Below are 23,463 nucleotides of genomic sequence, written 5' to 3'. Positions count from 1 at the left end.
CAGCGTCAGACGCCGAGGGCTCGACTCGCTGCGGTGAGCGCACCATCGGAGGTCGCCCCCAGCTCGCGCGCGCGGGACGCGAACACGGCGGCCGCGGCCTGCAGCTCGCGCTCCAGCGCGTCCACGCCTCCCGCGACGACCGTGCCCGCCCGGCCGCGCGTCTCGACCAGGCCCGCCGACTCCAGCTCCCGGTAGGAGCGGGCGACCGTCCCCGCGGCGACGCCCAGCGTCTCGGCCAGCGCGCGCACCGGCGGCAGCCGCGTGCCGACCGGCAGCTCGCCCGCGGCGATCAGAGCGGTGATCTGCTCACGGATCTGCTCGAAGGGCGCCGCGGCCGCGCCCGCCTCGACGCGGAACGCGAGCGCCGACGTCATCGGGCGGCGACCGGGACGCGGTCGAGCGCCGAGTCGAGCAGCTCGCTGATCAGGTCCGGGTAGTCCACGCCGCTCGCGCCCCACATGCGCGGGAACATCGAGACCGGCGTGAAGCCGGGCATGGTGTTGATCTCGTTGACGACGAAGCCGTCGGCGGTGAGGAAGAAGTCGACCCGGGCGAGGCCCTCGGCTCCGATCGCGTCGAAGGCGCGGATCGCGAGGGACCGCATCTCGGAGAGCTCGCCGTCGGTGAGATCGGCCGGGCAGACCAGCTCGATGCCGGACGCCCCGAGGTACTTCGCCTCGAAGTCGTAGAAGCCGCGGCCGGTGACGACCACCTCGCCGGCGACGGAGGCGCGGGCCGGAGCACCGCGGCGGCCGCCGAGCACGCCGATCTCTACCTCGCGGCCGACGATGCCCGACTCGATCAGCACCCGCGAGTCGTGCGCGAACGCCTCCTCCAGCGCGGCCTCGAGCTGCTCGCGCTCGTCGATCCGGCTGACGCCCACGCTCGAGCCGGCCCGCGCCGGCTTCACGAACGCGGGCAGGCCCAGCTCGTCGAGGGCCGAGGAGGCGTCGCCCGGGTCCGCGCGCCACTCCGCCTCGGTCACGAGGTACCAGGGCGCCACCGCGAGGCCCGCGGCCCGCAGCACCGTCTTGGTGAAGTGCTTGTCCATGCCGAGCGCCGACGCGAGCACGCCCGAGCCGACGTAGGGCAGCCCGACGAGCTCGAGCATCCCCTGGACGGTGCCGTCCTCGCCCCACGGGCCGTGCAGGATCGGCAGCACCACGTCGACCTCGCCGAGCGAGCGCGTCGCGCCGTCCTCGGTCGTCACGGTGAGCTCACGCGAGAGGGCCGACTCCGGCCAGCGCACACGGGAGCCGTCGTCCTCGACGCGGGGCAGCGACGCGGCATCGAGAGCGAACTTCTCAGGACGGTCCTCCTCGAGCACGAAGGCGCCGTCGGAGGTGATCCCGACGGGGATCACCTCGAAGCGGTCACGGTCGATCGCCCGCAGCACCCCGGCCGCCGTTGCGCAGCTGATCGAGTGCTCGCTGGAGCGCCCCCCGAACAGAACGGCCACGCGGAGCTTGCTGGTCATCGAGGTTCCTCTCACCCTGTGGCTCGTCCGAATCCGTGGTCAGGTGCGGCGCGATGTCCTTCGGATCGAGCGTACCGGCGAGCACCTGCGACACCTGCTCGACGATGGGCATGTCGACTCCCCTGGCGCGCGCCAGCTCGAGGACCGGCGCGACGGAGGCGAGCCCCTCCGCCGTCTGCTGCATCGACTTCACCACGTCGGTGAAGCTGTAGCCCTGGCCGAGCAGGCGCCCGGCCGTGTTGTTGCGCGAGAGGGACGAGCTCGACGTCGCGATGAGGTCGCCGAGCCCAGCGAGTCCGGCCATCGTCTCGGCCCGTCCGCCGTACGCGACCGCGAAGTCGGTCATCTCGGCGAGACCGCGCGTGATGATCGATGCCTTCGTGTTCTCGCCGTAGCCGACGCCGTCGACGATGCCGATCGCCACGGCGATGAGGTTCTTCAGCACGCCGCCGAACTCGGTGCCGATCACGTCGGTGTTGACGTAGGAGCGGAAGTAGCGGTTGGTCGCCGCGAGAGCCACCTCCTGCGCGGTGACGAGGCTCTCGGAGGCGATGACCGCCGCGGTCGGCTGCTCCTTGGCGATCTCGAGGGCGAGGTTTGGCCCGGAGGCGACGGCGATCCGGTCGAGAGAGACCGGCAGCATCTGCGCGATCACCTCGCTCATCCGCTGGCCGGTGCCCTTCTCGACGCCCTTCATCAGGCTCACCAGCACCGTGCGCTCGGTGAGGAACGGCGTGATCGCCTCGAGGTTGCTCCGCAGCGACTGCGACGGGATGGAGAGGTAGACGTGGTCCGCGCCCTCCAGCGCCTCCTCGATGCGCGGCGTGGCCCGGATGTTGCGCGGGAGGTTGATGCCGGGGAGGTAGTCGCTGTTGCGCTTGGCCTCGGTGATCTCGCGGGCCAGCTCGGCGCGGCGCGCCCACATCACGACGTCGGAGCCGCCGTCGGCGAGGATCTTCGCGAACGTGGTGCCCCAGCTGCCGGCGCCGAGGACGGCGACGCGGCGGGGCACGGGGATGGGCGCCTTCCTACTTCTCGGACTCAAAGCGACCCGTGCCCTTCTGGTTGTGCTCGGAGGGGTTCCAGCGCTTCTCGGGCGCCGCCTCGCCGCGCAGCTCCTCGAGCAGGGCGGTGATCGCCGCCATCACGACCGCGGAGGCCTCGTTGAGGGTGGCGGAGTCGAGGCTGCGTCCGCGGAAGGCGGACAGGTCGACGGGGTCGCCGACGATCACGTCGACGCGCTTGCGGCGGAAGAGGGTGATCCGCTTGGAGTAGCGGCCCATCAGCTGCTGCGCGCCCCAGTGCGCGACCGGGACGACAGGCAGGCCGTACTGCAGCGCCATCCGCACCGCTCCCGTCTTGCCGCGCATCGGCCAGAGCTCGGGGTCGCGGGTGAGGGTGCCCTCGGGGTAGATGATGACCGAGCGGCCCTCGTCCACGAGAGCCTTGGCGGTCTTCAGCGGCTCGCTGCCGCGGACCGAGCCCGAGCGCTCGACGGGGATCTGCCCGGAGCCGCGCAGGATCGAGCCGAGCACGGGCACCGAGAACAGCGAGGCCTTGGCGAGGAAGCGCGGTGCGCGGCCGGCGCGCCACAGGGTCCAGCCCGTGATGATCGGGTCGATCTCGCTGTAGTGGTTCGGCGCGAACACGAAGGCTCCGGTGCTCGGGATCCTGTCGCCGTTCCGGATCCGCAGGTCGACCGAGGCGGTCATCACGGGGATCACCGCCGCCGCGAGGAACCAGAAGATGGACGGACGGCTTCGCTCAGACACCCGCCCATCCTCGCATCCCGCATCGGAGGGGCCGCGTCCCCACGCCCGGGAGCAGCGGGGCCCCGCGGTGGGAGGAGCGGCCCGGCCGCCGGGTACGGTACCGGCACGCCCCGTCCGCGTCGCCGCCCGTCGCCGTGGGACGCCGTCGGCCGAGCGCTCGGCCGCCTCGCCGACTCGCCGATCGCGCAGTCCGGCCTGGTGCTCCTGCTCGTGTGGGGAGTCGTGCTGCTCGCCACGCAGGCCGGACGCGACGCGGCCGCGCTCGGCGACGGCCTCCTGCTGACGCTCGCGGTCCTCGTCGGCGGCTCGGCGGCCGTCGCCCTCGTGATCGGCGGGGTCGACGCCCTCTGGCGCGTGGCGGTGGCACCGCTCGCCCACGTCGAGGCGGAGGCGACCGGCGGCGTCGCGGTCCTCGGACGCGGCCGGCTCGGAGCGGGCCCCGTCGTGTCGAGCCGCGGTTCCCGCTGCCGACGCTGCGGCCCTACGCGGTGGTCGTGCCGCGCCGCCGGGGACTGACCGTCTCCTTCGGCGACTGGGGCGTCGTCGTGCCCTGGGCGCGGATCGCGCGGCTGGAGCGCCGGTGGGTGCTGGTGGGCCTGCGTCCGCGCGAGGCCCTCGAGGTCGTCCTGGCCGGCACGCGGCGCGGACGCCTCACGCTGGTCCTGGTCGAGTCGCCCGGACCGCTGAGCCTCCGGCCCGCGCCGGAGACGACGCTCGCGCTCCTCGAGAAGCGGATCCGGGGACGCCTGGAGGAGGACGCGGAACTGCCCGCGTGGGGCGCGCCCGGGCGCGACAGGACCCCGGGCCGCTGAGGACGGTCGTCCTCAGCGGCACCGGGGTCCCGGTGGGCGGCTACGCGTCGAGCGAGAAGTCGGCGCCCAGCAGCTCGAGCTTGGTGAGGAAGTTCTCGTAGCCGCGGCTGATGATGCCGACGTTCGAGACCGTCGAGGTGCCCTCGGCCGAGAGCGCCGCGATCAGGTGCGAGAAGCCGCCGCGCAGATCCGGCACGACGATGTCGGCGCCGTGCAGCTTCGAGGGTCCCGAGATCACGGCCGAGTGCATGAAGTTTCGCTGCCCGAAGCGGCAGGCCTGCCCGCCGAGGCACTCGCGGTGGATCTGGATGGTCGCGCCCATCTCGACGAGCGCGTCGACGAAGCCGAAGCGCTGCTCGTAGACGGTCTCGTGCACGATCGAGACGCCCTTGGCCTTCGTGAGCGCCACGACCAGCGGCTGCTGCCAGTCGGTCATGAAGCCGGGGTGCACGTCGGTCTCGATGATGACCGGCTTGAGCTCGCCGCCCGGGTGGTAGAAGCGGATGCCGTCCTCGGCGATCTCGAACGCGCCGCCGACCTTGCGGAAGACGTTGAGGAAGGTGGTCATCTCCTGCTGGCGGGCGCCGCCGACGAAGATGTCGCCGTCGGTCGCGAGGGCCGCGGCCGCCCAGGAGGCCGCCTCGTTGCGGTCGAAGAGCGCGCGGTGGGAGTAGCCGGTGAGCCGGTCCACGCCCTCGATGCGGATCACCCGGTCGGTGTCGACCGAGATGATGGCGCCCATCTTCTGCAGGATGTTGATCAGGTCCATGATCTCGGGCTCGATCGCCGCGCCCGAGAGCTCGGTGATGCCGGAGGCGCGCACCGCGGTCAGGAGGACCTGCTCGGTCGCTCCGACGCTCGGGTAGGGCAGCGACACCTTGGCGCCGTGCAGGCCCTCGGGGGCCGACATCCGGATGCCGGAGGGCAGCTTCTCGATCACCGCGCCGAAGTTGCGGAGGACCTCGAGGTGGTAGTCGATCGGGCGGTCACCGATGCGGCAGCCGCCGAGGTCGGGGATGAACGCCTCGCCCAGGCGGTGCAGCAGCGGGCCGCAGAAGAGGATCGGGATGCGGCTGGAGCCGGCGTGCGCGTCGATGTCGGCGAAGTGCGCGGACTCGACGTTGGAGGGGTCGAGGATCAGCTCGCCCACCTCGGCGCCCTGCTTCACCTTGACGCCGTGGACTTCGAGCAGGCCCTTCACGACGCGGACGTCGCTGATGTCGGGCACGTCGCGGAGGGTGGAGGCGGTCTCGCCGAGCAGCGCCGCGACCATCGCCTTGGTGACCAGGTTCTTGGCCCCCTTGAGCTCGATCCGGCCCACCAGCGGTCGCCCGCCGTTGATGGTGATCCGCTCGGTCGTCATTCCCACCCGTGCTCCCGACGCCTTGGCGTCCTGCAGGGCCTTGGCGTCCTGAAGAAGTGTGTTCACGCTATTTCACCGGCAATGTCTTGGGCCGCCAGCTCTCGCGGCGGGTCTCGAATTCGGAAATGAGCGCTTCGTCGCGCAGGGTCAGGCCGATGTCGTCCAGGCCCTCGATCAGGCGCCATCGAGTGTAGTCGTCGATCTCGAAGTCGAAGGTCTCGCCACCGGCGGTGACCGTACGCGCAACCAGATCCACCGTCGGTTCTATTCCCGGGGTGCCCTCGATGATCTCCCACAGCCGCTCGACGTCGGGCTCCGAGACGACGGCCGCGAGCAGTCCCTGCTTGCCGGCGTTGCCCCGGAAGATGTCGCCGAAGCGGGGGGAGATGACGACCCGGAAGCCGAAGTCGCGCAGCGCCCAGACGGCGTGCTCGCGGCTGGAGCCGATGGCGAAGTCGGGGCCGGCGACGAGGATGCCGGCGCCGCGGTAGCGCTCCTGGTTGAGGACGAAGTCCGCGTCCTGCCGCCAGCCGTGGAAGAGCGCGTCCTCGAAGCCGGTCTTCGTGATGCGGCGGAGGTAGATGCCGGGGAGGATCTGGTCGGTGTCGACGTTGGCGCGCTTCAGGGGCGCGGCGATCGCGGTGACGGTCTCGAACTTCTGCACGGTCAGACTCCTGCTCTCTCGCGGACCGGCTCCAGATCGGAGGGACTGGAGAGGGTGCCGCGCACGGCCGTGGCCGCGGCGACGAGGGGCGAGACGAGGTGGGTCTTCGCCCCCTTGCCCTGACGACCCTCGAAGTTGCGGTTGGACGTGGAGGCCACGCGCTCCCCCAGGACGAGCTGGTCGGTGTTCATCCCGAGGCACATCGAGCAGCCGGCGAAGCGCCACTCCGCGCCGAACGCGGTGACGATCCGGTCGATCCCCTCGGCCTCGGCCTCGAGCCGCACCCGGGCGGAGCCGGGGACGACCATCACGCGGACGCCGGGGGCCTTGGTGCGCCCCTCGACGACGGCAGCGAAGGCCCGCAGGTCCTCGATCCGCGAGTTGGTGCAGGAGCCCATGAAGACCACGTCGACCGGGATCTCCTTCATCGGCGTGCCGGGCTCCAGCGCCATGTACTCCAGCGCTCGCAGAGCGCTGGCGCGCTCGTTCGGATCGTCGAGGACGTCAGGGTCCGGTACCGCCTGCGAGAGCGAGACGCCCTGGCCGGGGTTCGTGCCCCAGGTGACGAACGGCTCGAGCGCGTCGGCGTCGATCACGACCTCGGCGTCGAACACGGCGCCCTCGTCGCTCGGCAGCGTCCGCCAGTAGGCGACCGCGGCGTCCCAGTCCTCGCCCGCCGGAGCGTGCGGGCGGCCGTGCAGGTAGGCGAAGGTCGTCTCGTCCGGCGCGACCATGCCGGCCCGCGCACCCGCCTCGATCGACATGTTGCAGATCGTCATCCGGCCCTCCATCGAGAGCGCGCGGATCGCGGAGCCGCGGTACTCGAGGATGTAGCCCTGGCCGCCGCCGGTGCCGATGCGGGCGATGACCGCGAGGATGATGTCCTTGGCCGTCACCCCCTCCTTCAGCGTGCCCTCGACCGTGATCGCCATCGTCTTGAAGGGTTGCAGCGGCAGCGTCTGCGTCGCCATCACGTGCTCGACCTCGCTCGTGCCGATGCCGAAGGCGATCGCGCCGAACGCGCCGTGCGTGGAGGTGTGCGAGTCGCCGCAGACCACCGTGACGCCGGGCATCGTCAGGCCCAACTGGGGGCCGACGACATGCACGATGCCCTGCTCGACGTCGCCCAGGGAGTGCAGGCGGACGCCGAACTCGCCGGCGTTGCGGCGCAGCGCGTCGATCTGGGTGCGGCTGATCGGATCCTCGATGGGGCGTCCGATCTCGAGGGTCGGCGTGTTGTGGTCCTCGGTGGCGATGGTGAGGTCCGGCCGGCGCAGCGGGCGCCCCGCGGCACGCAGGCCGTCGAACGGCTGCGGGCTGGTCACCTCGTGCAGCAGGTGCAGGTCGATGTAGAGCAGGTCGGGAGCGCCGTTCTCGCCCGCGACGACGACGTGGTCGTCCCAGACCTTCTCGGCGAGGGTGCGCGGCTTCTCGGCTCTCCTGCCGGTCCCTGCTCCACTCGACGCGGGCGCGGCTGTGCCGGGTGTGGTCTCGATCATGACGGTTCCTTCTCCTCCTGGAGTCGCTGCTCGGCCGGGCGAGGCACCGCGACGAGGGAGGCCGTCAGTTCGAGGTCTCGTCGCGGCACGGAAGGAGGCGCGGGCCACTCAGCATGGACCGAGAATAGCACCGCGCTCCCCCGCCTCCCGGGCGGGCGAGGCACGGAGTCGCCCGGCTCAGGCGCGGGCGTCGAGCACGGCGTCGACGACGACGACGGTGACGTTGTCCCGTCCGCCGGCCTCGACCGCCGCACGCACGAGCGCCTGAGCGAGGTCTGCAGGGTCGCCGGAGTCGCGGCGGGCGAACAGGGCGGCGATCCGCTGGTCGGAGAGCTCCTTCGTCAGCCCGTCGGAGCAGAGCAGGTAGCTGGCGCGCGGCACGACGGGCAGCGTCCAGACGTCCGTCTCGACCTCCTCGTCGGCGCCGAGGGCGCGGGTGACGATGTTGCGGTCGGGATGCGACTCCGCCGACTCGGGGGTGAGCAGGCCGGCCGAGACGAGCTCCTGCACGGCGGAGTGGTCCACCGTCAGCTGCTGGAGTTCGGCACCGTCCCAGCGGTAGACGCGGGAGTCCCCGACGTTGAACAGCGCCCAGCGGGCCGGGCCCGCGGGCTCGGGGAGCACGAGCATCAGCCCGGTCAGCGTCGTGCCGCAGAGCGCACCGCCCACGTCGAGCGCGCGCACGGCCGTGTTGGCGCCCTCCACCAGGTCGAACACCGCGTCCACCGGACCCAGGCTCGTCGGCCGGTTCTCGCGCAGCGCCTCGACGGCGGCTGCGCTCGCGAGGTCCCCTCGTGCGTGCCCGCCCATCCCGTCCGCGACTGCCAGGAGCAGCTCGTCGGCGAGGAGGGCGTCCTCGTTGACGCGGCGGACGGCGCCGACGTCGGTGCTGCTGCTGACGGCGAGCCGCAGCGCCCCCTGGGGCAGGTCGACCGTGGTCGTCGTCATCGCGGGATCACTTCTCCTCGGCGGAGGACCGGGCGTCGTCCGCGACGACCTCGGGGTGCCCGTCGTGCAGCTGGATGTGGCGGTGCTCGCGGCGCATCTTCGCCAGGCTCGCCAGCGTCGCCACGGTCATGCTCAGCAGGATGACCACGAGCGAGGTGATCGTGTCGATGTCCCACACCGGCACCGGCTCGCCCCCGTTGAGGAAGGGCAGGTCGTTCTCGTGCAGGGCGTGCAGGACGAGCTTCACGCCGATGAAGGCGAGGATGAACGCGATCCCGTACTTGAGGTACTCGAGCTTGTCGATCAGCCCGCCGAGCAGGAAGTAGAGCTGGCGGAGCCCCATCAGCGCGAAGACGTTCGCGGTGAACACGATGAAGGGGCTCTCGGTGATGCCGAAGATCGCCGGGATCGAGTCGAGCGCGAAGAGCAGGTCGGTCGAGCCGATCGCGAGGAACACGATCAGCATCGGCGTGAAGTGGCGCGTGCCGTCGATCGTGGTGCGGATCCTGGAGCCGTCGAACGAGTCCGAGATCTTGACGCGGCGGCGCAGGAGCCGGATGAGCAGGTTGTCGGTGCCCTCGTCCTCGTCCTCCGCGCCGAACGCCTGGTTCCAGGCCGTGTAGACCAGGAACGCGCCGAAGAGGTAGAAGATCCAGCTGAAGCTCTCGATGAGCTGCGCGCCGAGCAGGATGAAGACGCCGCGGAAGACCAGCGCGATGATGATGCCCACCATCAGCACCTCCTGCTGGAGCTTCGCCGGCACCGCGAAGCGGCCCATGATGATGACGAAGACGAACAGGTTGTCGACCGAGAGGCTGTACTCGGTCAGCCAGCCTGCGACGAACTGGCCGGCCAGCTCGCCGCCGCCGAGGATCAGCATCAGCAGCGCGAACACGAGCGCCAGCGACACGTAGAAGCCGACCCACAGCCCCGACTCCTTCAGGCTCGGCACGTGCGGGCGCTTGTAGACCAGCAGCAGGTCGGCGGCGAGGATCAGGCTCAGGACGACGAACGAGCCGATCACGAACCAGACGGGCAGATCGAGCATGAGGGCCTTCCGAGTGGGTGGGGGCCGAAAGTCTCTCCCCGGGGAGCGGACGGCCGTGCCGGTCCGCGTCACCCGTCCCGCCCCCGGCGCCGCGCAGGGGCGGTGCGTACTGACGGGAGCGGAAAGGCGGGATACTCCCCTTCGCGGATGCGATCCTAGCGCCGATCCGGCGGGATGCGGCCCCGGGGAGGCGGAGCGGGAACGAGGCGATCGGCGCGATGCGTCGAGCGGGTGCCGCGTGGCGAGCACCCGGGTGTTAAACGAGAAGAACCCCCGGTCAGACCGGGGGTTCTTCTCGTGTTGCCGTGGTGACCCCAGCGGGATTTGAACCCGCGTTACCGCCGTGAGAGGGCGACGTCCTAGGCCGCTAAACGATGGGGCCGCGTTTTTGCAACTCGAAGAGTGTTGCACACGGATCCGCATCGACGCAAATCGAGCGCCCGGCCCATCCGGTCTCCGCTCGGCCCCGGCCTTGCCCGCCGCCCGCCGAGGCGGTTGGCTCGGGGCATGAGACTGACGAAACTCGAGCACGCCGCCGTCCTGATCGAGGAGGACGGCGCCCGGCTGGTGATCGATCCGGGGTCCTTCACCCGGCCCGTCGAGGGGACGACCGACACCGTCGCCGTGGTGCTCACCCACGAGCACGCCGACCACTGGACCCCGGAGCAGCTGCAGCGCCTGCGCGACGCGGCCCCGTCGCTGCGGATCCTCGGCCCGGCCGGGGTCGCCGCCGCCGCCGAGGGCTTCGACGTCGAGACGGTCGCCGACGGCGACCTGGTGACGGTCGGCCCATTCGAGCTGCGCTTCTTCGGCGCCCGCCACGCGGTGATCCACCGGAGCATCCCCGTCATCGACAACGTCGGCGTCCTCGTCGACGGCCGCGTCTACTACGCCGGCGACTCCTTCACCGTCCCCGAGGGCGTCGACGTCGAGGTCCTCGCGGCCCCGTCGGGCGCGCCGTGGATGAAGATCGCCGAGGCGATGGACTACGTGCTCGAGATCGCGCCGCGGCACGCCTTCGCGACCCACGAGCAGGTCCTCTCGGAGGCGGGACGCGCGCTCGGCCACGACCGGCTCGGCTGGGCCGTGCGCGAGGGGGGCGGGGAGTACCACGCGCTCGAGCCCGGCGACGTGCTCGAGCTCTGACGCCGGGGACGACGACGGCCGGGTCGGGGGCGAGCCCCGGCCCGGCCGTCGTCGCGATCCGCTACCGGATCAGTAGTACTCGCCCTGGCGGTAGTCCCAGGAGTTGAACTGCTCGGCGAGGTTCAGCATGATGCGCTCGTAGTCGAGGCCGCGGCGGATCAGCACGGGGCCCGGGGTGATCGAGCGCTCGCCGCCCTGCACGGGGATGAGGGCGCCCGAGGCGTCCACCATCGAGACCATGACGCCCTGCTCGTGGCGGGAGTCCTCGTCCTTGTCCGGCTGGATCGAGGAGACGTAGGAGTCGGCCGAGACGATGACGTCGGCCTCGTTCTCGATCCGCTCGCCGATGTTCGCGACGCGGCCGCGGTTGCCCACGCCCGAGGGGTTGGCCGAGCTGGCGAAGGTGAGGGTGCGGTCGCGCTCCCACATGGTGGCGACCAGCTGCTCGGCCGGGCGGCCGAAGCGGATGACGAAGCAGCTGGTGCCCCGTCCGTCGCGGACCAGCTCGCGGGCGTCCTCGTCGATCAGGTCGACGGCCTCGGCCTTCCACGGGAGGATGCAGCCGAGCAGGACGTCCTGGTCCCAGTGCTTCTGGTAGAAGGCGAGGACCTCGTCGTTGAGCTCCGCGAGCTCGACGAGCTGCTCGATGCTGGAGCAGAGCACGACGCCGGGCTTGTTGCGGTTGCGCTGCTTGGCCGAGAACTTGCGCTCGAGGCCTGCACCGTCGGTCGTCATCAGGATGTAGCCGACCTTGGTCGCGCAGACGACCAGTCCACCGGGGGCGTAGAGCGCGTCCACCGCTTCCGCAGGAGCCTGCTCACGCCATTCGATCACCGTCGTGCTGGTCATTCTTTCCCTTTCGTGGTGTCCAGAGACGCCATGGGCGGGGCCCCGGCCGAGCGGAAGCCTAGCGGATCGCCTCCCGTCGTCCGCGGCGGTGATGCCGCGAACGGACGCGCACCGGGCTCCGGATCGACTCCGGTGCCCGGTGCGCGCCCGTCCGCGCCGCGCGCGCCGACGGGACGGCTCAGGCGAGGGCCGTGAGCGAGCCTCGCGCGAGCGTGTTGACGGTCAGATGGAAGCCGACCAGCGAGGCCGGAGTCGACTCGTCGACCGGCAGCGTCGGCACTCCGAGCGCGTGCACCGTGAAGAGGTAGCGGTGCGGGCGGTCACCGGGCGGCGGGGCCGCACCGGCGTAGGCGAGCGACCCGAGGTCGTTGAGCGCCGGGCGCCCCACTTCCGTCGAGCCGGCGGCCAGCTCGGTGACCTCCTTCGGGATGTCGACCAGGACCCAGTGGTGGATGCCGCCGAGGGTCGGCGCATCGGGGTCGAACACGGTCACGGCGTACGACTGCGTGCCCTCGGGGCCGGCGCTCCAGCGCAGGGACGGGCTGGTGTCGCCGCTCCCCTGGGCCTCGGCGAGCCGCTCGCCGTCGGTCACGTCGTCGCTGGACACCTCCAGGGGCGCCGTCGCGGGCAGGAAGTCGAGCGGGTGCGGGGGCGTGCTCCTGGTCAGATCGGTCATGTCGTTCTCCTTCTCTCTCAGTCGGTGACTCGGCCGCGGACGCCGTCGAGCCAGTAGTCGGAGTGGCGGTCCGCGGTCGCCGCGTCGCGGAACGAGTACGTCTTCAGCAGCCAGCGGAAGCGGGTTTTGTCGCGGTCCTGGACGTCGACGAGCTGACGGCTGTGCAGGCCGTCCTGGTTCGCGATGATCAGCAGGTCCGCGTCGCGGATCCGGTGGTACTGCTCGCTGACCTTCGAGAGCGCATCGCGGAACTGCCAGAGCGCCCACAGGTGCGGCAGGTCGTCCGGGTCGGCCGGCACCGTCCGGGTGTCGTAGTAGCGGAAGCTGTGCTCGTTCTCGAGCAGAGCGTGCTGGTCCGACACGATCTGGTTCTTGTTCTGGGCGCGCGAGAGCTCGTCGAACGGGGTGATGTAGACCGCCTCGCGCAGGAGCGCCTGGTTCTCGGGTGAGATGAAGCGCAGGATCTCGCGGCCGTCGACGTACTTCGTGTAGACGAGGTCGGTCTCGGGCGTGCGCAGTCCCAGGAGCGAGATGAAGTCGGCGCGCACCGGGTGCGCGGTCCGCTCGTTGTGCCAGTACAGCTCGCCGTCGGTCTTCTGCGTCTGGGTGTTCGAGAAGCGGTTGTCGGCGTAGACGTCCTGGAAGAAGTCGCCGTTGTTGCGGGTGGCGTACGCGAGCAGCGGCGAGCCGAGGTACTGCGACTGCAGCTCGAGCAGGCCCTCGCCGACGAACGTCAGCTTCTTGCGGTACTTGTCCTCGAGCGCGTCGTCCTGGTCGAGCCAGGGGATCTCGTCGTCGACCGGGTTGTTCGAGATCAGGTGCGCGTAGGTGATCTTCTCGTCGCGCTCGCGCCGGATGCGGGCGAGCGCGTCGACGAAGCCCTGCGGGACGTCGCCGCTGTCGATCAGCGCGGCGATCGCGTCGCGGAAGCGGTCGTAGTCCTTGTAGGGGTCGATGGCGACCGCCAGCAGCGACTGCTGGAGGGTCGATCTGTCGGAATCGGAGAACGTGTAGATGGGCTGCATTGCTCCACTCCTTGCACGTGGATGGGGGACGCCGCCGGCGGGCTCGTCCCGGACTTCCTCTGTCACTCCGCTTCCGCGGTGACGGCCCTCCTCTCCTGTCGTCGCATCGAGACGGCCCCGATCGTCTGCGCGAGGACCGCGAGGACGACGAGGACGATGAGGGTCGGCGCGGTCCCTCCCGTGAGGGGGACGAGTATCCCGGCGCCGACGAGCAGGACGGCCTGGAGGATCCCCTGGTTGCGCTCCAGTCCGCGCATCACCGCGACCCGGGCGCCGTCCTCGAGCCCGTTCATCGCCGGCGCCAGGGCGATCATCGTCGCGGGCCGCACGAAGCCGCCCGCGATCCCGAGCAGGGCCAGGCCGGCGATCGCGGCGCCGAGCACCCCGAGGGTGGTCAGGGCGAGGCCCAGCACCTGGGTGAGCGCCGTCAGCCGGAAGACCAGGGGCGTGCCGGCGATGAGCGGCGAGAGCCGGGCGGCGGCCAGGCCGGCGAGCGTGTAGAGGCCGAGCACCAGGCCGAACGCGGGCAGCGTCAGACGCAGCTCCTGGAACAGCAGCAGCGGGATCACGAAGGTGTAAGCGGCGAGCAGGACGGCGCGGTTCACGGAGTAGTAGAGGGACCAGAAGCGCACCGCGGCGGGCAGGACGGCCGGCCGCACGGCGCGCGCCGCCACTCCCGAGGCGGCGCTCGCGCCGAGCGGCAGGCGGGCAAGGAGCACCACGGCCAGCGCGGCGCACGACACGAGCGCGCTGAGGAGGAACGGCAGCCGGTCCCAGAGCGCGAGCGAGGCGGCCCCGAGCACTCCCGCGCCGAAGGAGGCGAGGAACATTCCGCTCTGCACCCGCGTCTCCTGGCGGCGAGCATCGGCTCCGGCGCGCAGCGAGGAGGCCAGCGCGGCGTCCCGCCCGGCCGTCAGCGAGAAGCCGCAGCCGGCGAGCAGCTGGCTGATCACGACGGCGACCGGATCCGCGTCCAGCACGATCACGACGAGGCCCAGTGCCTTCACGCCCTCGCCGACGACGAGCGCGCCCGCCGAGGACAGGCGGCGTGTGAGCGGCGAGAGCGGGCCGTCGGCGAGCGCCGCCACCACTCCGTAGAGCGCCAGCAGCAGCGCCACGGCCAGGATCGGGTAGCCCCGCGCCAGCAGGAACACCGCGACCACGGGCAGGTGGAAGTAGGCGCGCGAGACGATCCGGTAGACCGTGATCAGCCCGGCGGCGCTGCGGCCGCGCGGGGCGTCCCCGCGCCCGAGGTCAGACAAGGGAGGGCACGACGACGCGCAGTGCGTCGGCGCCCACGTCGCCCTGACGGACGATCGACGCGCCGCCCACGAGGGAGACGATCGTGCTGCTCATCGTGGAGTCGGGGGCGGTGGTGCTGCGGATCAGGTAGTCGCTGTCGCCGCCGAGGTGCTCCGCGGCGAGGTCGAAGTCGACGAGTCCGGTCGACACCGTGCCGCTGATGTTGGCGGAGGTGGCCGCGAGCGGCAGGCCCGCGAATATCGAGAGCAGGTTGATCGGGGCGCTGAGGTTGTGCACGACCGACACCGTGTCCTGGCCCGAGGTGACCCAGTCCGGGACGACGGGCTTGCGGCGCAGGATGACGTTCAGCGGCCCCGGCCAGAACGCTGCGACGAGCGCGTCCATGTCGGCCGTCTCCGGGGCGAAGGCCCAGGTCGCCCAGTCGCGGGGCGCGGAGACGAAGAGGGTGAGCGGCTTCGCGCCGTCCCGCTTCTTCATGTCGTAGAGGCGGAAGCAGGCGCTGCGCGAGAAGGGGCTGGCGAACACGCCGTAGTTCGTGTCGGTCTGCGCGATGACGGTCGCGCCCTCGCGGAGCTCCTGCCCGACGCGCCGGAGCTCGTCGAGATCGGTCGCGTCGATGATCTGTGCCGTCATGGGTAGTGCTCCTGCTGCGCTCGGGCGCGTCCGGGCGGGGCCGGATCGCGTCGCTGTCGTGTGGCCCGCTGACGGCGGCGCCCCACGGAGGGCGCCTGGCGGGTCGGACGGCGGAGGCCGTCCGGATGCGGGTGACCACGGAGGAGAGATGCGGCTGCGTCCTCCCCCCGAGGACGTCTGCCCGGTGAAAGTAGCACGGTGCGCATCCGGCCCCTTCGTGTTCGCGACGCTGCATGACGAAAGAAGTCGTCGACGTCGGGGAGCAGGGTCGGGGATCGGTATGTTCCGCTGACGCGCCGCATCTCCGCGGCGTTCTCCCGGCTCCGCGGATCCGCGCGATCGTCCGTCTGGCGGCGCACCACGGCCGGGGCTGGACGGCTCGCGGCGACCCGGTCTCCGGGCCCTCCCGCTCCTCGACAGAAGGACCGCCCATGACCGACTACTGGCCCGCGCTCCTCATCCTGCTCACGATCGTGGCCGTCGTGGTCCTGATCGTCGTGCTGAAGGTCGAGCCGGTGATCGCCCTCCTCGTCTCGGCCCTCGGGCTCGGCCTCGTCTCGGGGCAGGGCGGCGAGGGGACGGTGACCGCGATGACGTCCGGATTCGGCGCGGTCCTCGGCGACATCGGCCTGCTGATCGCGCTCGGCCTGCTGCTCGGATCGCTCCTGGAGGCGCTGGGCGTGGCCCCGCTGCTCGCCCGCTGGCTCGTGAAGCGCTTCGGTCGGCGCGCGCTCCCGGTCGCCTACGCGCTGACCCTGGGCGTCGCCTTCCCCTCGATCTACTCCGACGTGCTGGTCGTGATGAGCGCACCGCTGACTCGTCTGGCCTCGCGGGGGCTCGGTGCCGGTGGCTACGGGCTGCTGGCCGGCTCCTCCATCGTCGGGATGATCGTGGGCGTGGTCTTCGTCGTCCCCGGAGCCGCCGCGCTGGCCACGGCAGGCATTGCGGGCGCTCCCCTGCCGTCGATGGTCGCCATCGGCGCCCCGCTGGGCATCGTCACCATCGTGCTGACCGTGCTGGTGTACAGCGCCCTGGTGAAGCGCGGCGGCTGGCGGGACGAGCGCGACCTCGAGGGCGGGGCGGTCCCGGGGCCCGCTCTCGAGCCCGAGGCGGGCGCGGCCACGGGAGGCACGGCGCTCGCGACGCGGCGGGTGCCGCTCGCGCTGGCCGTCGCTCCGATCGCCCTCACCATCGTGCTGATCGCCGCGAACTCGCTCACCCAGCTGGCCGAGCTCGACGTCCCCCTTCTGCGGTTCCTCGGCGACGCGCACATCGCGCTGCTGGCCGGCTTGGTGCTGGCCTACGCGACGGCACTGCGGACGCTCCCGAAGGGCGCCGTGGCCACGGCACTGGGCGGAGCACTGACCCGCAGCGGCCCGATCGTCGTCCTGACCGGGGTCAGCGGCAGCCTCGCCGCCGTGGTCGGAGGAACCGGGGTCGGCGACGCGCTCGCCGGCGCCTTCGACGGGCGGGCCCTCTCGCCGATCCTGCTCACCTGGGTCGTCGCGGCCGTGCTGCACGCGGCGATCGGCTCGGTCTCGACGGCCGCGATCACCGCGGTCGGCATCGTCGCCCCGCTGATCCCCGTGCTCGACGTGAACCCGGCGCTGATCGCCCTGGCCGCCGGCTCCGGCGCGCTCTTCCTCGGGATGGTCAACGCCAACGCGTTCTGGCTCTTCAAGTCCGTGCTCGGCCTCACCGTGCGGGGCACGTTCACCGCCTACTCGCTGACGCTCTCGATCGCCTCGGTGATCTCGCTGCTGGCGCTGCTGGTGGCGGGAACGTTCGTCTGAGCGTCGGCCGGCCCCCACGAGGCCACGCTCGCGAGGTCGGCGCCGAACTCGACCCGGAGGCGCACGGGCGCGCCCCCGCGCAGCACGCCCGGCAGCCAGAGGCGGGCGTCATCCCACATCCGCTCGAACGGCACCTCCTCGACCGGGACGAACGCGGCGGCTAGCTCGCTCGACTCGGTGACCTCGCCGGTGACGCGGCGGCAGAGGAAGACGTGCGAGCGCTGACTCCACGCCGGCCGGTGGGGGAAGGAGTAGTCGAGCACGCCGCGCGGCTCCAGGTCGGCCGGGAGGGCGACCAGCCCCGCCTCCTCCTCCAGCTCGCGGACGGCCGCGTCGACGGGCGACTCCCCGGGCTCGAGCTTGCCGCCGGGGGCGACCACGCGGCCCTCGCCGAGGCCCCTGCGCTTGCAGCCGAGGAGCACCTCCGCGCCCCGCGGGCCGTCGCGGAGGACGTAGACGACGCAGACCTCGGGCAGCCCCACCGCGCACCTCCGCTCCGACGGGCCGGGGGCCCGGCACCGCCGTCGTAGGCTAGCCCGGTGACGACGACCGCGCTCGAGCGCTTCCAGGCCCTGCTGCGCGTCGACACCGTGTCCCACTCGGACGAGTCGGCGACCGACTGGAGCCGCTTCCACGCCTTCCGGGAACTCGTCGCCGAGCTCTACCCGGCGCTGCACGCGGCGCTGGAGTCCGAGACCGTCGCCGGCCACTCCCTCCTCTGGCGCTGGCGCGGTGAGGAGCCGGGCGAGCCGGCCGTGCTGATGGCCCACTACGACGTGGTCAGCGTGACGGCGGCGGAGTGGTCGCACGACCCGTTCGCGGCCGAGACGGTCGTCGCCGCGGACGGCCGCACCTCCGTCGTGGCGCGCGGCGCCCTCGACGACAAGGGCTCCCTCGTCGCCCTCCTCGAGGCGGTCGAGGCGGCCGTCCTGCGGGGCGAGCGGCCCCGGCACGACGTGTACCTCCTCTCCACGCACAACGAGGAGACGGCGGGCGACGGCGCCCCCTCGGTCGTCGCCCTGCTCGGCGCGCGCGGGGTCCGCCCGCGCCTCGTGCTCGACGAGGGCGGGAACGTGCGGCGCGGCATCCTGCCCGGCGTCACCACCCCGATCGCCGTGATCGGCGTCACCGAGCGCGGGATCATGAACCTCGAGCTGACCTGCCGCGACGTCGGCGGCCACGCCTCCGCTCCGCCGCCCCCGCCCGGGCTGCTCGCCACCCAGCGGCTCGCGAGGGCGATCCACCGCCTGACCGAGAACCCGTTCCCCTCGACCCTCCCGGAGCCGATCGCCCAGCTGGTGCGCGCGGCGGCCGACCACGCGGACGCGGCCCACGCCGTCTGGTACGCCCGCCCGCACGAGCACCCGGACGCCGTCGTCGGCGCGCTCGCCGCCCACTCCAACCGCTCGGCCGCGATGCTGCGGACGACGGTCGCGATCACCGAGCTGCGCGGCAGCACCGGAGCGAACGTCCTCGCCTCCAGCGCCAGCGCCACCGCGAACGTGCGGATCAACCCGGGCGGCACCGTGGCGGGCGTGGTCGAGCGCATCCGCGCCGTCATCGACGACCCGGAGGTCGAGGTCGAGGTGAAGGTCGCCCACGAGCCCTCCCCCGTCTCCCCCACCGGCGAGCGCGGCGACGGCGGGCCGTACGACCTGCTCCGCGCGGTCGTCCAGGAGTCGTTCCCGGACGCGGTCGTCGCCCCCTACGTGCAGACCGGCGGCAGCGACGCGCGGCACTTCCACGCGATCAGCGACCACGTCTACCGCTTCATCCCGTTCGAGATCAGCCCGCGGCAGCAGCTCGGGATCCACGGGGTCGACGAGTCGGTCGAGGCCGACCAGTTCGAGCGCGCGATCGCCTTCTACGCGCGCCTGCTCGCCCGGCTCTGATCGCGGCGGTCCTCCGGGGTCCGGGAGGACCGCGCAGCGACCGGCAACCTGGGAGAACCGTTCGATGACGCGCCGACCGGTGTTGGCCCGGAGTTCACCCCGCGATGATGGACTGGTCGCAGCGGGGTCGCCTCCGCTGGAGCAGTGCGCAAGTGCCGACGCCGGGTCGCGTGATCCGGCTCCCGCCGATCGTGGAACCCGAGGATCATGTCCCTCCGCCAGGCCGAGTACCCCCGGCCCAACCACTTCATCCTTCACCTGAGCGACACCCACTTCATCGCCGGAGACGGCGGCCTGTACGGCTCCGACGTCGACAGCGAGGCCCAGCTGCGGCTCCTGTTCGACGAGCTGGAGGCGTCCGGCGGACGTCCGGAGGCCATCGTCATCACGGGTGATCTCGCCGACAAGGGCGAGCCGGAGGCGTACGCGAAGCTGCGCGCCGTCGTCGAGCCCGCGGCCGCACGCCTCGGCGCCGAGGTGATCTGGGTGATGGGCAACCACGACGACCGCGGCGCGTTCCGCTCGGGGCTGCTCGACCAGCTCCCGACCACGCAGCCGATCGACCGCGTGCACGACGTCAACGGGCTCCGGATCATCGCGCTGGACTCCACCGTGCCCGGCGCCCACTACGGCGAGATCTCGGACGCGCAGCTCGACTGGCTGGCGGAGGAGCTCTCCAGCCCGGCCCCGCACGGCACGATCCTCGCGCTGCACCACCCGCCGGTGCCGAGCGTGCTCGACCTCTCGGTCCTCGTGGAGCTGCGCGACCAGCCCGCCCTCGCGGAGGTGCTCGAGGGCTCCGACGTCCGCAGCATCATCGCGGGCCACCTGCACTACTCGTCGACGGCGATGTTCGCCGGCATCCCGGTCTCGGTCGCGTCGGCCACCTGCTACACCCAGGACCTCAACGTGCCGGTGGGCGCGACCCGCGCCCGCAACGGCGCCCAGGCGTTCAACCTGATCCACGTCTACGACGGCACGGTGCTGCACTCGGTGGTGCCGATCGGCGCCTCGACCGAGGTGTCCTACGTCTCGGCGAACGAGACGCAGCGGATCCTCGCGGACCACGGCGTCGAGATCGCCGCGGCGACGGCGGCCCCGGTCGCCCGGGACGAGGAGCTCTACCCGCCGCTCGTGGAGCGGGTGGGCGTCAGCGCGTAGCGACGCGACGGGGCGTCGGGGTCGCCCCGACGCCACCGGGCGCCGCGTCGACCGCGTCCTCGGACACGGCCGGCGGTGTCAGCGCCCGCCGGCGCGGTCCCGCGCGAACAGCCATCCGGCGAAAGCCAGCGCCGCGGCCAGCGCGACGCCCACGCCGACGCCCGCTCCCACTCCGATGCCCGGGAACACGAGCGAGCTCGCCAGGCCGAGCAGCAGCCCGGCCACCGCTCCCCCGACGGCCCAGCCCACGGTCAGTCCTCGCGCTCCCACGGAGCCGGGATCGGGTAGTACTCCTCGAGGAACCCGATGACGGCCTTGGTGCGCGCCTCCGCCGAGATCTCGGGGAAGCTGCCGTCGTTGAGGCAGAAGAAGTCGACTCCGCGGTTCTTGAGGAGCTTGCGCATGTCCTTCAGCCCCTGGTGCATCGTCGTGTCGACGTACTTCACCGAGGCGTTCTCCTGCACGACCGCGCGGCCGGTCATCAGCGCGTAGTAGTGGTAGAGCGAGTTGGTGACGGAGACGTCGCTCGCGGAGCGGAAGCGGCTCGCGGCGGTCGCGGTGAACTCCGGCTCGAACTCGGCCTCGAGCTCGGCCATCACGGTCTTGCGGAGCGGCGTGGCGGCGTGCTCGAGGTGACGGGTCGTCATCGCGCCGAAGCGCTCGCGGAGCAGGCGCCGGTTGACGCGGGCCGCGTTCTCGAAGCCGCTGCGGGAGGCGTTGGAGTCGCCCATGCCGATGCGCGTCGTCGCCTCGATGAACTTCGTGATGCCCCCGGGCGAGAAGAAGATCGACGGGTCGACCGGGCGCCCGAAGAACATGTCGTCGTTGGAGTAGAGGAAGTGCTCCGCCAGCCCCGGGATGCGGTGCAGCTGGCTCTCGACCGCGTGGGAGTTGTGCGTCGGCAGCACCGAGAGGTCGCGGAAGTGGTCCTCGCTGCGCACGAGGGTGACGTCCGGGTGCTCGTCCAGCCAGCGCGGGCGCGGGGAGTCGGTGACGATGTAGATGTGCCGGATCCACGGCGCGTACATGTAGACGCTGCGCAGGGCGTACTTGAGCTCGTCGATCTGGCGGAAGCGCGCCGGAGCGTCGTCGCCCTCGCCCACCACGTAGCTCGCCATGCGGGCCGCACGGGCGCGCTGGAACTCCAGGTCGGTGCCGTCGACCCACGAGAAGACGATGTCCACCTCGAAGCGGATGTCGCTGACGAGCGGCTCGAACATGCCCTCGAACGTCGGCCAGGTGCGGCCGTACGCCTCGACGTGGGCGTCGATGGCTTCGGCGACGGGGAGGCTGTTGCGCATGAGCGCGTTCTCGGCGGGAGTGATGATCTCCTCCTCGCCCACCTTCCACAGCTCGAGGCGGACGCCGCTGCGGGCGCCGTAGCGCAGCGATCCCGTCGAGGAGACGCGCGGGCGGAAGAGCTTGAAGACGGAGGCGCGCGGGTACGGCGCGAGCACGCCCTCGGCCAGGAGCTGGGGCGGGGTGCCCCGCTTGTCGACCGTCTTGGCGTAGAAGGGCTCGGTCGCGAAGGCACGCGCCAGCAGCGTGGCCAGCTCGGCGCCGAGCACGCGGTCCACCGCGAGGAAGGGCGAGCCGTCGGTGCCGCGGATGAGGCGGTAGGGGAATTCGGCGGCGTCGAGGACCTCGCCGATGGCGATCAGGTCCTCGGTCCAGGCCGCGCGGGGCGTCGTACTCGAGTTCACCAGCGAGAACAGGCCGGCATGGACCACGACGTCGTCGCGGTCGAAGTGGCGCGGGCGCAGGAGCGGTGACGGAAGAGCACGGACGGAAGGCATGATTCACATTATCCGCCGTGGATTTCGTCCGTGTGACCGGGCCGTCGGCTTGACAGCGACCGCGGGGCCGCACGGTCAGCGCGAGAGCGACCCCAGACGGTCCCCCGCCTTCTTCGCGGCCTTCGCGGCCCGCCTGGCGCGGTGCCGCTCCTCGGCGGCGACGACCCCCAGCGCGAAGGCCCCCTCCCCGCTGCGATCGGCCTCCTTCAGGATCAGCGCACGGGCGGCGAGCGCGTCGCGCTCCTCCCCCAGGGCGTCGGCGAGGTCCTCGCCCGCCTCGGCGAGCGAGCGGCGCCGGGCGCCGACGGCCTCGGGGACGACCGCCCGCCACGCCTCCACGGTGTAGCGGAGACGCTTCGCCGCCTTCCGCAGGTCGTGTCTGGCCTCGAGCGAGCCGCCGGCCGCCGCGGAGCCCGCTGCGGAGATGCGCGCGAGGTCCTTCGCGACGGAGCGGCGCACCAGCGCCGTCGCGCTCGAGCCCGCCCGCGCGGTGCGGGGCGGGTCCGCGAGCAGGGCGTCGAGCGAGGCGAGGAGCGCGAGGTAGCGGCCGCCGCGCAGAGTGCGGTCGACGCGGCGCAGCGCCGCGGCGTGCCGGTGCTCGATCTCCTCCAGCAGGGCGGAGGGGGAGCTCGGGGCGCCCTCGACGGCCGCCAGGGAGGCGCGGAACCGCTCGGCGAGCACCTCCTGATCGCGAGCCGCGCCGAGGACCCCTCCCAGCCAGCGCAGCTCGTCCCGCACGGGGTCGGTCGCCGCACGGTCGAGCACGGAGCGGGAGGCGGCGAGGACGGACCGGAGCCGGCGCGCGAGCACGCGCATCCGATGCAGGGCGTCGTCGGCCTCGAGGCGCACCCGCGGGTCGACGGCGCGCAGCTCGCGCAGGAGCGAGCGGACCGCGGCGAGCGCCGCCTCCCCGCCGTTCCGCGGATCCGGGACCGTCTCCTCGATCGGGCCGCCGGTGGCCCGGGCGAGCTTCGAGGCGCTGGCGGCCGGGCGGGCGCCCGCGGCGAGGAGGCGCTGCTCGATCGCGTCGAGGACCCGCTCGCCCTCGTCCCCAGGGACGTCGACGAGCTCGACCTCCCACTCCCTCCAGCGCCGCTCGCGGCCGGTGCGCTGGTCGCGCGCGGTCACCAGGTCGTCGGCGATCTCGGCGAGCTCCCGCCCGTGGGAGTCGAGGGCGCGGGTGATCGAGCGGACCGTCTCGAGCAGCGCCAGCGGCTCGAGCGGCGCGCGCCCCACCTGCCCGAGCACCGGCTCGCGGACGGCGGACGGGACCGTGCGCGAGGCCGTGAGCTCCGCGTGGATCTCGGTGCGGCCGGAGGAGCCGGGCAGCTTGACGTGCCAGCCCTGGTCGGATCCGCCCTCGCGGCGGCGCAGCGTGATCCGCGCCCGGGACAGAGCGCGCTCGGCGGTGTCGAAGTACTCGGCGCGGAGGGTCACCGGCTCCTCGGTGCGGACGCTCGCGACGCTCCCGGTGCCGGTCAGGTCGGGCAGCCGGGTGCCCGCGTCGACGTCGTACTTGCGCTCGACCTCGGTCTGCACTCTCCGCGCACCGCCCGCCCGGGACGTCGCCGACTCGTTCTCCGCACCGCTGGCCATGCTCCATTGTGATCACGCCCGGCGCCGCTGCGGCACCCCGGGCGGCCAGG

24 protein-coding genes and 1 tRNA gene are annotated in these 23,463 nt (G+C 72.3%); 6 read left to right on the top strand and 19 right to left on the bottom strand.

Annotation, left to right across the window (positions count from 1 at the left end):
- Positions 1-5: 5 nt before the first annotated feature.
- The 4 genes from C5C35_RS03100 to C5C35_RS03085 are packed head-to-tail and all read right to left on the bottom strand — an operon-like array spanning position 6 to position 3,189.
- On the bottom strand, positions 6-374 hold the full coding sequence (locus C5C35_RS03100; protein ID WP_104262529.1) for a GntR family transcriptional regulator: 369 nt from the start codon (positions 372-374) through the stop codon (positions 6-8).
- Positions 371-1,477, bottom strand: a complete 1,107-nt coding sequence (locus tag C5C35_RS03095; protein WP_104223094.1) for a D-alanine--D-alanine ligase family protein — start codon at positions 1,475-1,477, stop codon at positions 371-373. The genes C5C35_RS03100 and C5C35_RS03095 overlap by 4 nt, the downstream gene beginning before the upstream one ends.
- Positions 1,374-2,489 (bottom strand): NAD(P)H-dependent glycerol-3-phosphate dehydrogenase, encoded by a 1,116-nt coding sequence (locus tag C5C35_RS03090; protein ID WP_181027083.1) that lies wholly within the window; start codon positions 2,487-2,489, stop codon positions 1,374-1,376. The genes C5C35_RS03095 and C5C35_RS03090 overlap by 104 nt, the downstream gene beginning before the upstream one ends.
- 16 nt (positions 2,490-2,505) lie before the next feature.
- Positions 2,506-3,189, bottom strand: coding sequence for a 1-acyl-sn-glycerol-3-phosphate acyltransferase (locus tag C5C35_RS03085; RefSeq protein ID WP_104262547.1), 684 nt, complete (start codon positions 3,187-3,189; stop codon positions 2,506-2,508).
- Positions 3,190-3,447: 258 nt separating this feature from the next.
- Here C5C35_RS03085 and C5C35_RS03080 point away from each other — a divergent pair, with 258 nt between their 5' ends.
- Both C5C35_RS03080 and C5C35_RS03075 read left to right on the top strand, forming a co-directional pair.
- Complete coding sequence (locus C5C35_RS03080) at positions 3,448-3,765, top strand: hypothetical protein (RefSeq protein ID WP_104223092.1); 318 nt, start codon at positions 3,448-3,450, stop codon at positions 3,763-3,765.
- On the top strand, positions 3,744-4,061 hold the full coding sequence (locus C5C35_RS03075; RefSeq protein ID WP_146084558.1) for a hypothetical protein: 318 nt from the start codon (positions 3,744-3,746) through the stop codon (positions 4,059-4,061). Before C5C35_RS03080 ends, C5C35_RS03075 begins: the two co-directional genes overlap by 22 nt.
- A gap of 40 nt (positions 4,062-4,101) precedes the next feature.
- Here C5C35_RS03075 and murA read toward each other — a convergent pair whose 3' ends face one another.
- The 6 genes from murA to C5C35_RS03045 all read right to left on the bottom strand — a co-directional run bounded on the left by murA (position 4,102) and on the right by C5C35_RS03045 (position 9,965).
- Positions 4,102-5,424, bottom strand: coding sequence for a UDP-N-acetylglucosamine 1-carboxyvinyltransferase (gene murA / locus C5C35_RS03070; protein WP_181027099.1), 1,323 nt, complete (start codon positions 5,422-5,424; stop codon positions 4,102-4,104).
- 67 nt (positions 5,425-5,491) lie between these two features.
- On the bottom strand, positions 5,492-6,088 hold the full coding sequence (leuD, locus tag C5C35_RS03065) for a 3-isopropylmalate dehydratase small subunit (RefSeq protein WP_104223089.1): 597 nt from the start codon (positions 6,086-6,088) through the stop codon (positions 5,492-5,494).
- Positions 6,089-6,090: 2 nt separating this feature from the next.
- Positions 6,091-7,587, bottom strand: coding sequence for a 3-isopropylmalate dehydratase large subunit (gene leuC, locus C5C35_RS03060; protein ID WP_104223088.1), 1,497 nt, complete (start codon positions 7,585-7,587; stop codon positions 6,091-6,093).
- 177 nt (positions 7,588-7,764) lie between these two features.
- Positions 7,765-8,535 (bottom strand): PP2C family serine/threonine-protein phosphatase, encoded by a 771-nt coding sequence (locus tag C5C35_RS03055; protein WP_104223087.1) that lies wholly within the window; start codon positions 8,533-8,535, stop codon positions 7,765-7,767.
- A gap of 7 nt (positions 8,536-8,542) precedes the next feature.
- Positions 8,543-9,583, bottom strand: a complete 1,041-nt coding sequence (locus C5C35_RS03050; protein ID WP_104262527.1) for a TerC family protein — start codon at positions 9,581-9,583, stop codon at positions 8,543-8,545.
- A 306-nt stretch (positions 9,584-9,889) separates the two neighbouring features.
- Positions 9,890-9,965: transfer RNA gene (locus C5C35_RS03045), tRNA-Glu, on the bottom strand.
- Positions 9,966-10,090: 125 nt separating this feature from the next.
- On the opposite strand from C5C35_RS03045, the gene C5C35_RS03040 reads away from it, so the two are divergent.
- On the top strand, positions 10,091-10,729 hold the full coding sequence (locus C5C35_RS03040; protein WP_104262526.1) for an MBL fold metallo-hydrolase: 639 nt from the start codon (positions 10,091-10,093) through the stop codon (positions 10,727-10,729).
- 69 nt (positions 10,730-10,798) lie between these two features.
- On the opposite strand, the gene C5C35_RS03035 is transcribed toward C5C35_RS03040, so the two are convergent.
- The 5 genes from C5C35_RS03035 to C5C35_RS03015 form a co-directional block, all read right to left on the bottom strand.
- Positions 10,799-11,578 carry an L-threonylcarbamoyladenylate synthase gene (locus tag C5C35_RS03035; protein ID WP_104262525.1) on the bottom strand — a complete coding sequence of 260 codons (780 nt, stop codon included), beginning with the start codon at positions 11,576-11,578 and terminating at the stop codon, positions 10,799-10,801.
- 178 nt (positions 11,579-11,756) lie between these two features.
- Positions 11,757-12,254 (bottom strand): YbhB/YbcL family Raf kinase inhibitor-like protein, encoded by a 498-nt coding sequence (locus tag C5C35_RS03030; RefSeq protein WP_104223083.1) that lies wholly within the window; start codon positions 12,252-12,254, stop codon positions 11,757-11,759.
- A gap of 17 nt (positions 12,255-12,271) precedes the next feature.
- Entirely contained in the window at positions 12,272-13,279 is a 1,008-nt protein-coding gene (locus C5C35_RS03025) for a TauD/TfdA family dioxygenase (protein WP_104223082.1), read from the bottom strand.
- A 62-nt stretch (positions 13,280-13,341) separates the two neighbouring features.
- Positions 13,342-14,541: a hypothetical protein gene (locus C5C35_RS03020; protein ID WP_104225617.1), complete on the bottom strand. Its 1,200-nt coding sequence runs from the start codon at positions 14,539-14,541 to the stop codon at positions 13,342-13,344.
- Positions 14,534-15,175 carry an L-threonylcarbamoyladenylate synthase gene (locus C5C35_RS03015; protein ID WP_104225616.1) on the bottom strand — a complete coding sequence of 214 codons (642 nt, stop codon included), beginning with the start codon at positions 15,173-15,175 and terminating at the stop codon, positions 14,534-14,536. Before C5C35_RS03015 ends, C5C35_RS03020 begins: the two co-directional genes overlap by 8 nt.
- A 431-nt stretch (positions 15,176-15,606) precedes the next feature.
- Between C5C35_RS03015 and C5C35_RS03010 the strand changes: the two genes are divergently transcribed.
- Entirely contained in the window at positions 15,607-16,968 is a 1,362-nt protein-coding gene (locus C5C35_RS03010) for a GntP family permease (protein ID WP_104225615.1), read from the top strand.
- Here the strand turns inward: C5C35_RS03010 and C5C35_RS03005 are convergent.
- Positions 16,896-17,450, bottom strand: coding sequence for an 8-oxo-dGTP diphosphatase (locus tag C5C35_RS03005; protein WP_181128716.1), 555 nt, complete (start codon positions 17,448-17,450; stop codon positions 16,896-16,898). The genes C5C35_RS03010 and C5C35_RS03005 overlap by 73 nt on opposite strands.
- A 57-nt stretch (positions 17,451-17,507) precedes the next feature.
- Between C5C35_RS03005 and C5C35_RS03000 the strand changes: the two genes are divergently transcribed.
- On the top strand, positions 17,508-18,860 hold the full coding sequence (locus tag C5C35_RS03000) for a M20/M25/M40 family metallo-hydrolase (RefSeq protein WP_104262523.1): 1,353 nt from the start codon (positions 17,508-17,510) through the stop codon (positions 18,858-18,860).
- Positions 18,861-19,067: 207 nt separating this feature from the next.
- Entirely contained in the window at positions 19,068-20,021 is a 954-nt protein-coding gene (locus C5C35_RS02995; protein ID WP_104262522.1) for a phosphodiesterase, read from the top strand.
- Positions 20,022-20,099: 78 nt separating this feature from the next.
- Here C5C35_RS02995 and C5C35_RS16870 read toward each other — a convergent pair whose 3' ends face one another.
- From C5C35_RS16870 to C5C35_RS02985, 3 genes are all read right to left on the bottom strand, one after another.
- Positions 20,100-20,270: a hypothetical protein gene (locus C5C35_RS16870; RefSeq protein ID WP_159939285.1), complete on the bottom strand. Its 171-nt coding sequence runs from the start codon at positions 20,268-20,270 to the stop codon at positions 20,100-20,102.
- A gap of 2 nt (positions 20,271-20,272) precedes the next feature.
- Entirely contained in the window at positions 20,273-21,817 is a 1,545-nt protein-coding gene (locus tag C5C35_RS02990; protein ID WP_104233778.1) for a stealth family protein, read from the bottom strand.
- 75 nt (positions 21,818-21,892) lie between these two features.
- A complete protein-coding gene (locus C5C35_RS02985; RefSeq protein WP_104262521.1) occupies positions 21,893-23,413 on the bottom strand; it encodes a CYTH and CHAD domain-containing protein in 1,521 nt (506 codons plus the stop codon).
- Positions 23,414-23,463 lie beyond the last annotated feature (50 nt).

It is taken from the genome of Rathayibacter sp. AY1F8, from assembly GCF_002932165.1.
In the GTDB taxonomy this organism is placed as follows: Bacteria; Actinomycetota; Actinomycetes; order Actinomycetales; family Microbacteriaceae; genus Rathayibacter.
Note: the sequence above shows the minus strand (reverse complement) of the source record. Positions and strands in the feature narration are given on the sequence as shown.

Excerpts from the sequence above, each read along its gene's own strand:
- C5C35_RS03040 (WP_104262526.1), top strand. The coding sequence starts at position 10,091 with ATGAGACTGACGAAACTCGAGCACGCCGCCGTCCTGATCGAGGAGGAC.
- C5C35_RS03050 (WP_104262527.1), bottom strand. The coding sequence starts at position 9,583 with ATGCTCGATCTGCCCGTCTGGTTCGTGATCGGCTCGTTCGTCGTCCTG.
- C5C35_RS02985 (WP_104262521.1), bottom strand. The coding sequence starts at position 23,413 with ATGGCCAGCGGTGCGGAGAACGAGTCGGCGACGTCCCGGGCGGGCGGT.
- C5C35_RS03025 (WP_104223082.1), bottom strand. The coding sequence starts at position 13,279 with ATGCAGCCCATCTACACGTTCTCCGATTCCGACAGATCGACCCTCCAG.
- C5C35_RS03055 (WP_104223087.1), bottom strand. The coding sequence starts at position 8,535 with ATGACGACGACCACGGTCGACCTGCCCCAGGGGGCGCTGCGGCTCGCC.
- C5C35_RS02995 (WP_104262522.1), top strand. The coding sequence starts at position 19,068 with ATGTCCCTCCGCCAGGCCGAGTACCCCCGGCCCAACCACTTCATCCTT.
- C5C35_RS03085 (WP_104262547.1), bottom strand. The coding sequence starts at position 3,189 with ATGACCGCCTCGGTCGACCTGCGGATCCGGAACGGCGACAGGATCCCG.
- C5C35_RS03035 (WP_104262525.1), bottom strand. The coding sequence starts at position 11,578 with ATGACCAGCACGACGGTGATCGAATGGCGTGAGCAGGCTCCTGCGGAA.
- C5C35_RS03015 (WP_104225616.1), bottom strand. The coding sequence starts at position 15,175 with ATGACGGCACAGATCATCGACGCGACCGATCTCGACGAGCTCCGGCGC.
- murA (WP_181027099.1), bottom strand. The coding sequence starts at position 5,424 with ATGACGACCGAGCGGATCACCATCAACGGCGGGCGACCGCTGGTGGGC.
- C5C35_RS02990 (WP_104233778.1), bottom strand. The coding sequence starts at position 21,817 with ATGCCTTCCGTCCGTGCTCTTCCGTCACCGCTCCTGCGCCCGCGCCAC.
- C5C35_RS03010 (WP_104225615.1), top strand. The coding sequence starts at position 15,607 with ATGACCGACTACTGGCCCGCGCTCCTCATCCTGCTCACGATCGTGGCC.
- C5C35_RS03030 (WP_104223083.1), bottom strand. The coding sequence starts at position 12,254 with ATGACCGATCTGACCAGGAGCACGCCCCCGCACCCGCTCGACTTCCTG.
- C5C35_RS03100 (WP_104262529.1), bottom strand. The coding sequence starts at position 374 with ATGACGTCGGCGCTCGCGTTCCGCGTCGAGGCGGGCGCGGCCGCGGCG.
- leuC (WP_104223088.1), bottom strand. The coding sequence starts at position 7,587 with ATGATCGAGACCACACCCGGCACAGCCGCGCCCGCGTCGAGTGGAGCA.
- C5C35_RS03095 (WP_104223094.1), bottom strand. The coding sequence starts at position 1,477 with ATGACCAGCAAGCTCCGCGTGGCCGTTCTGTTCGGGGGGCGCTCCAGC.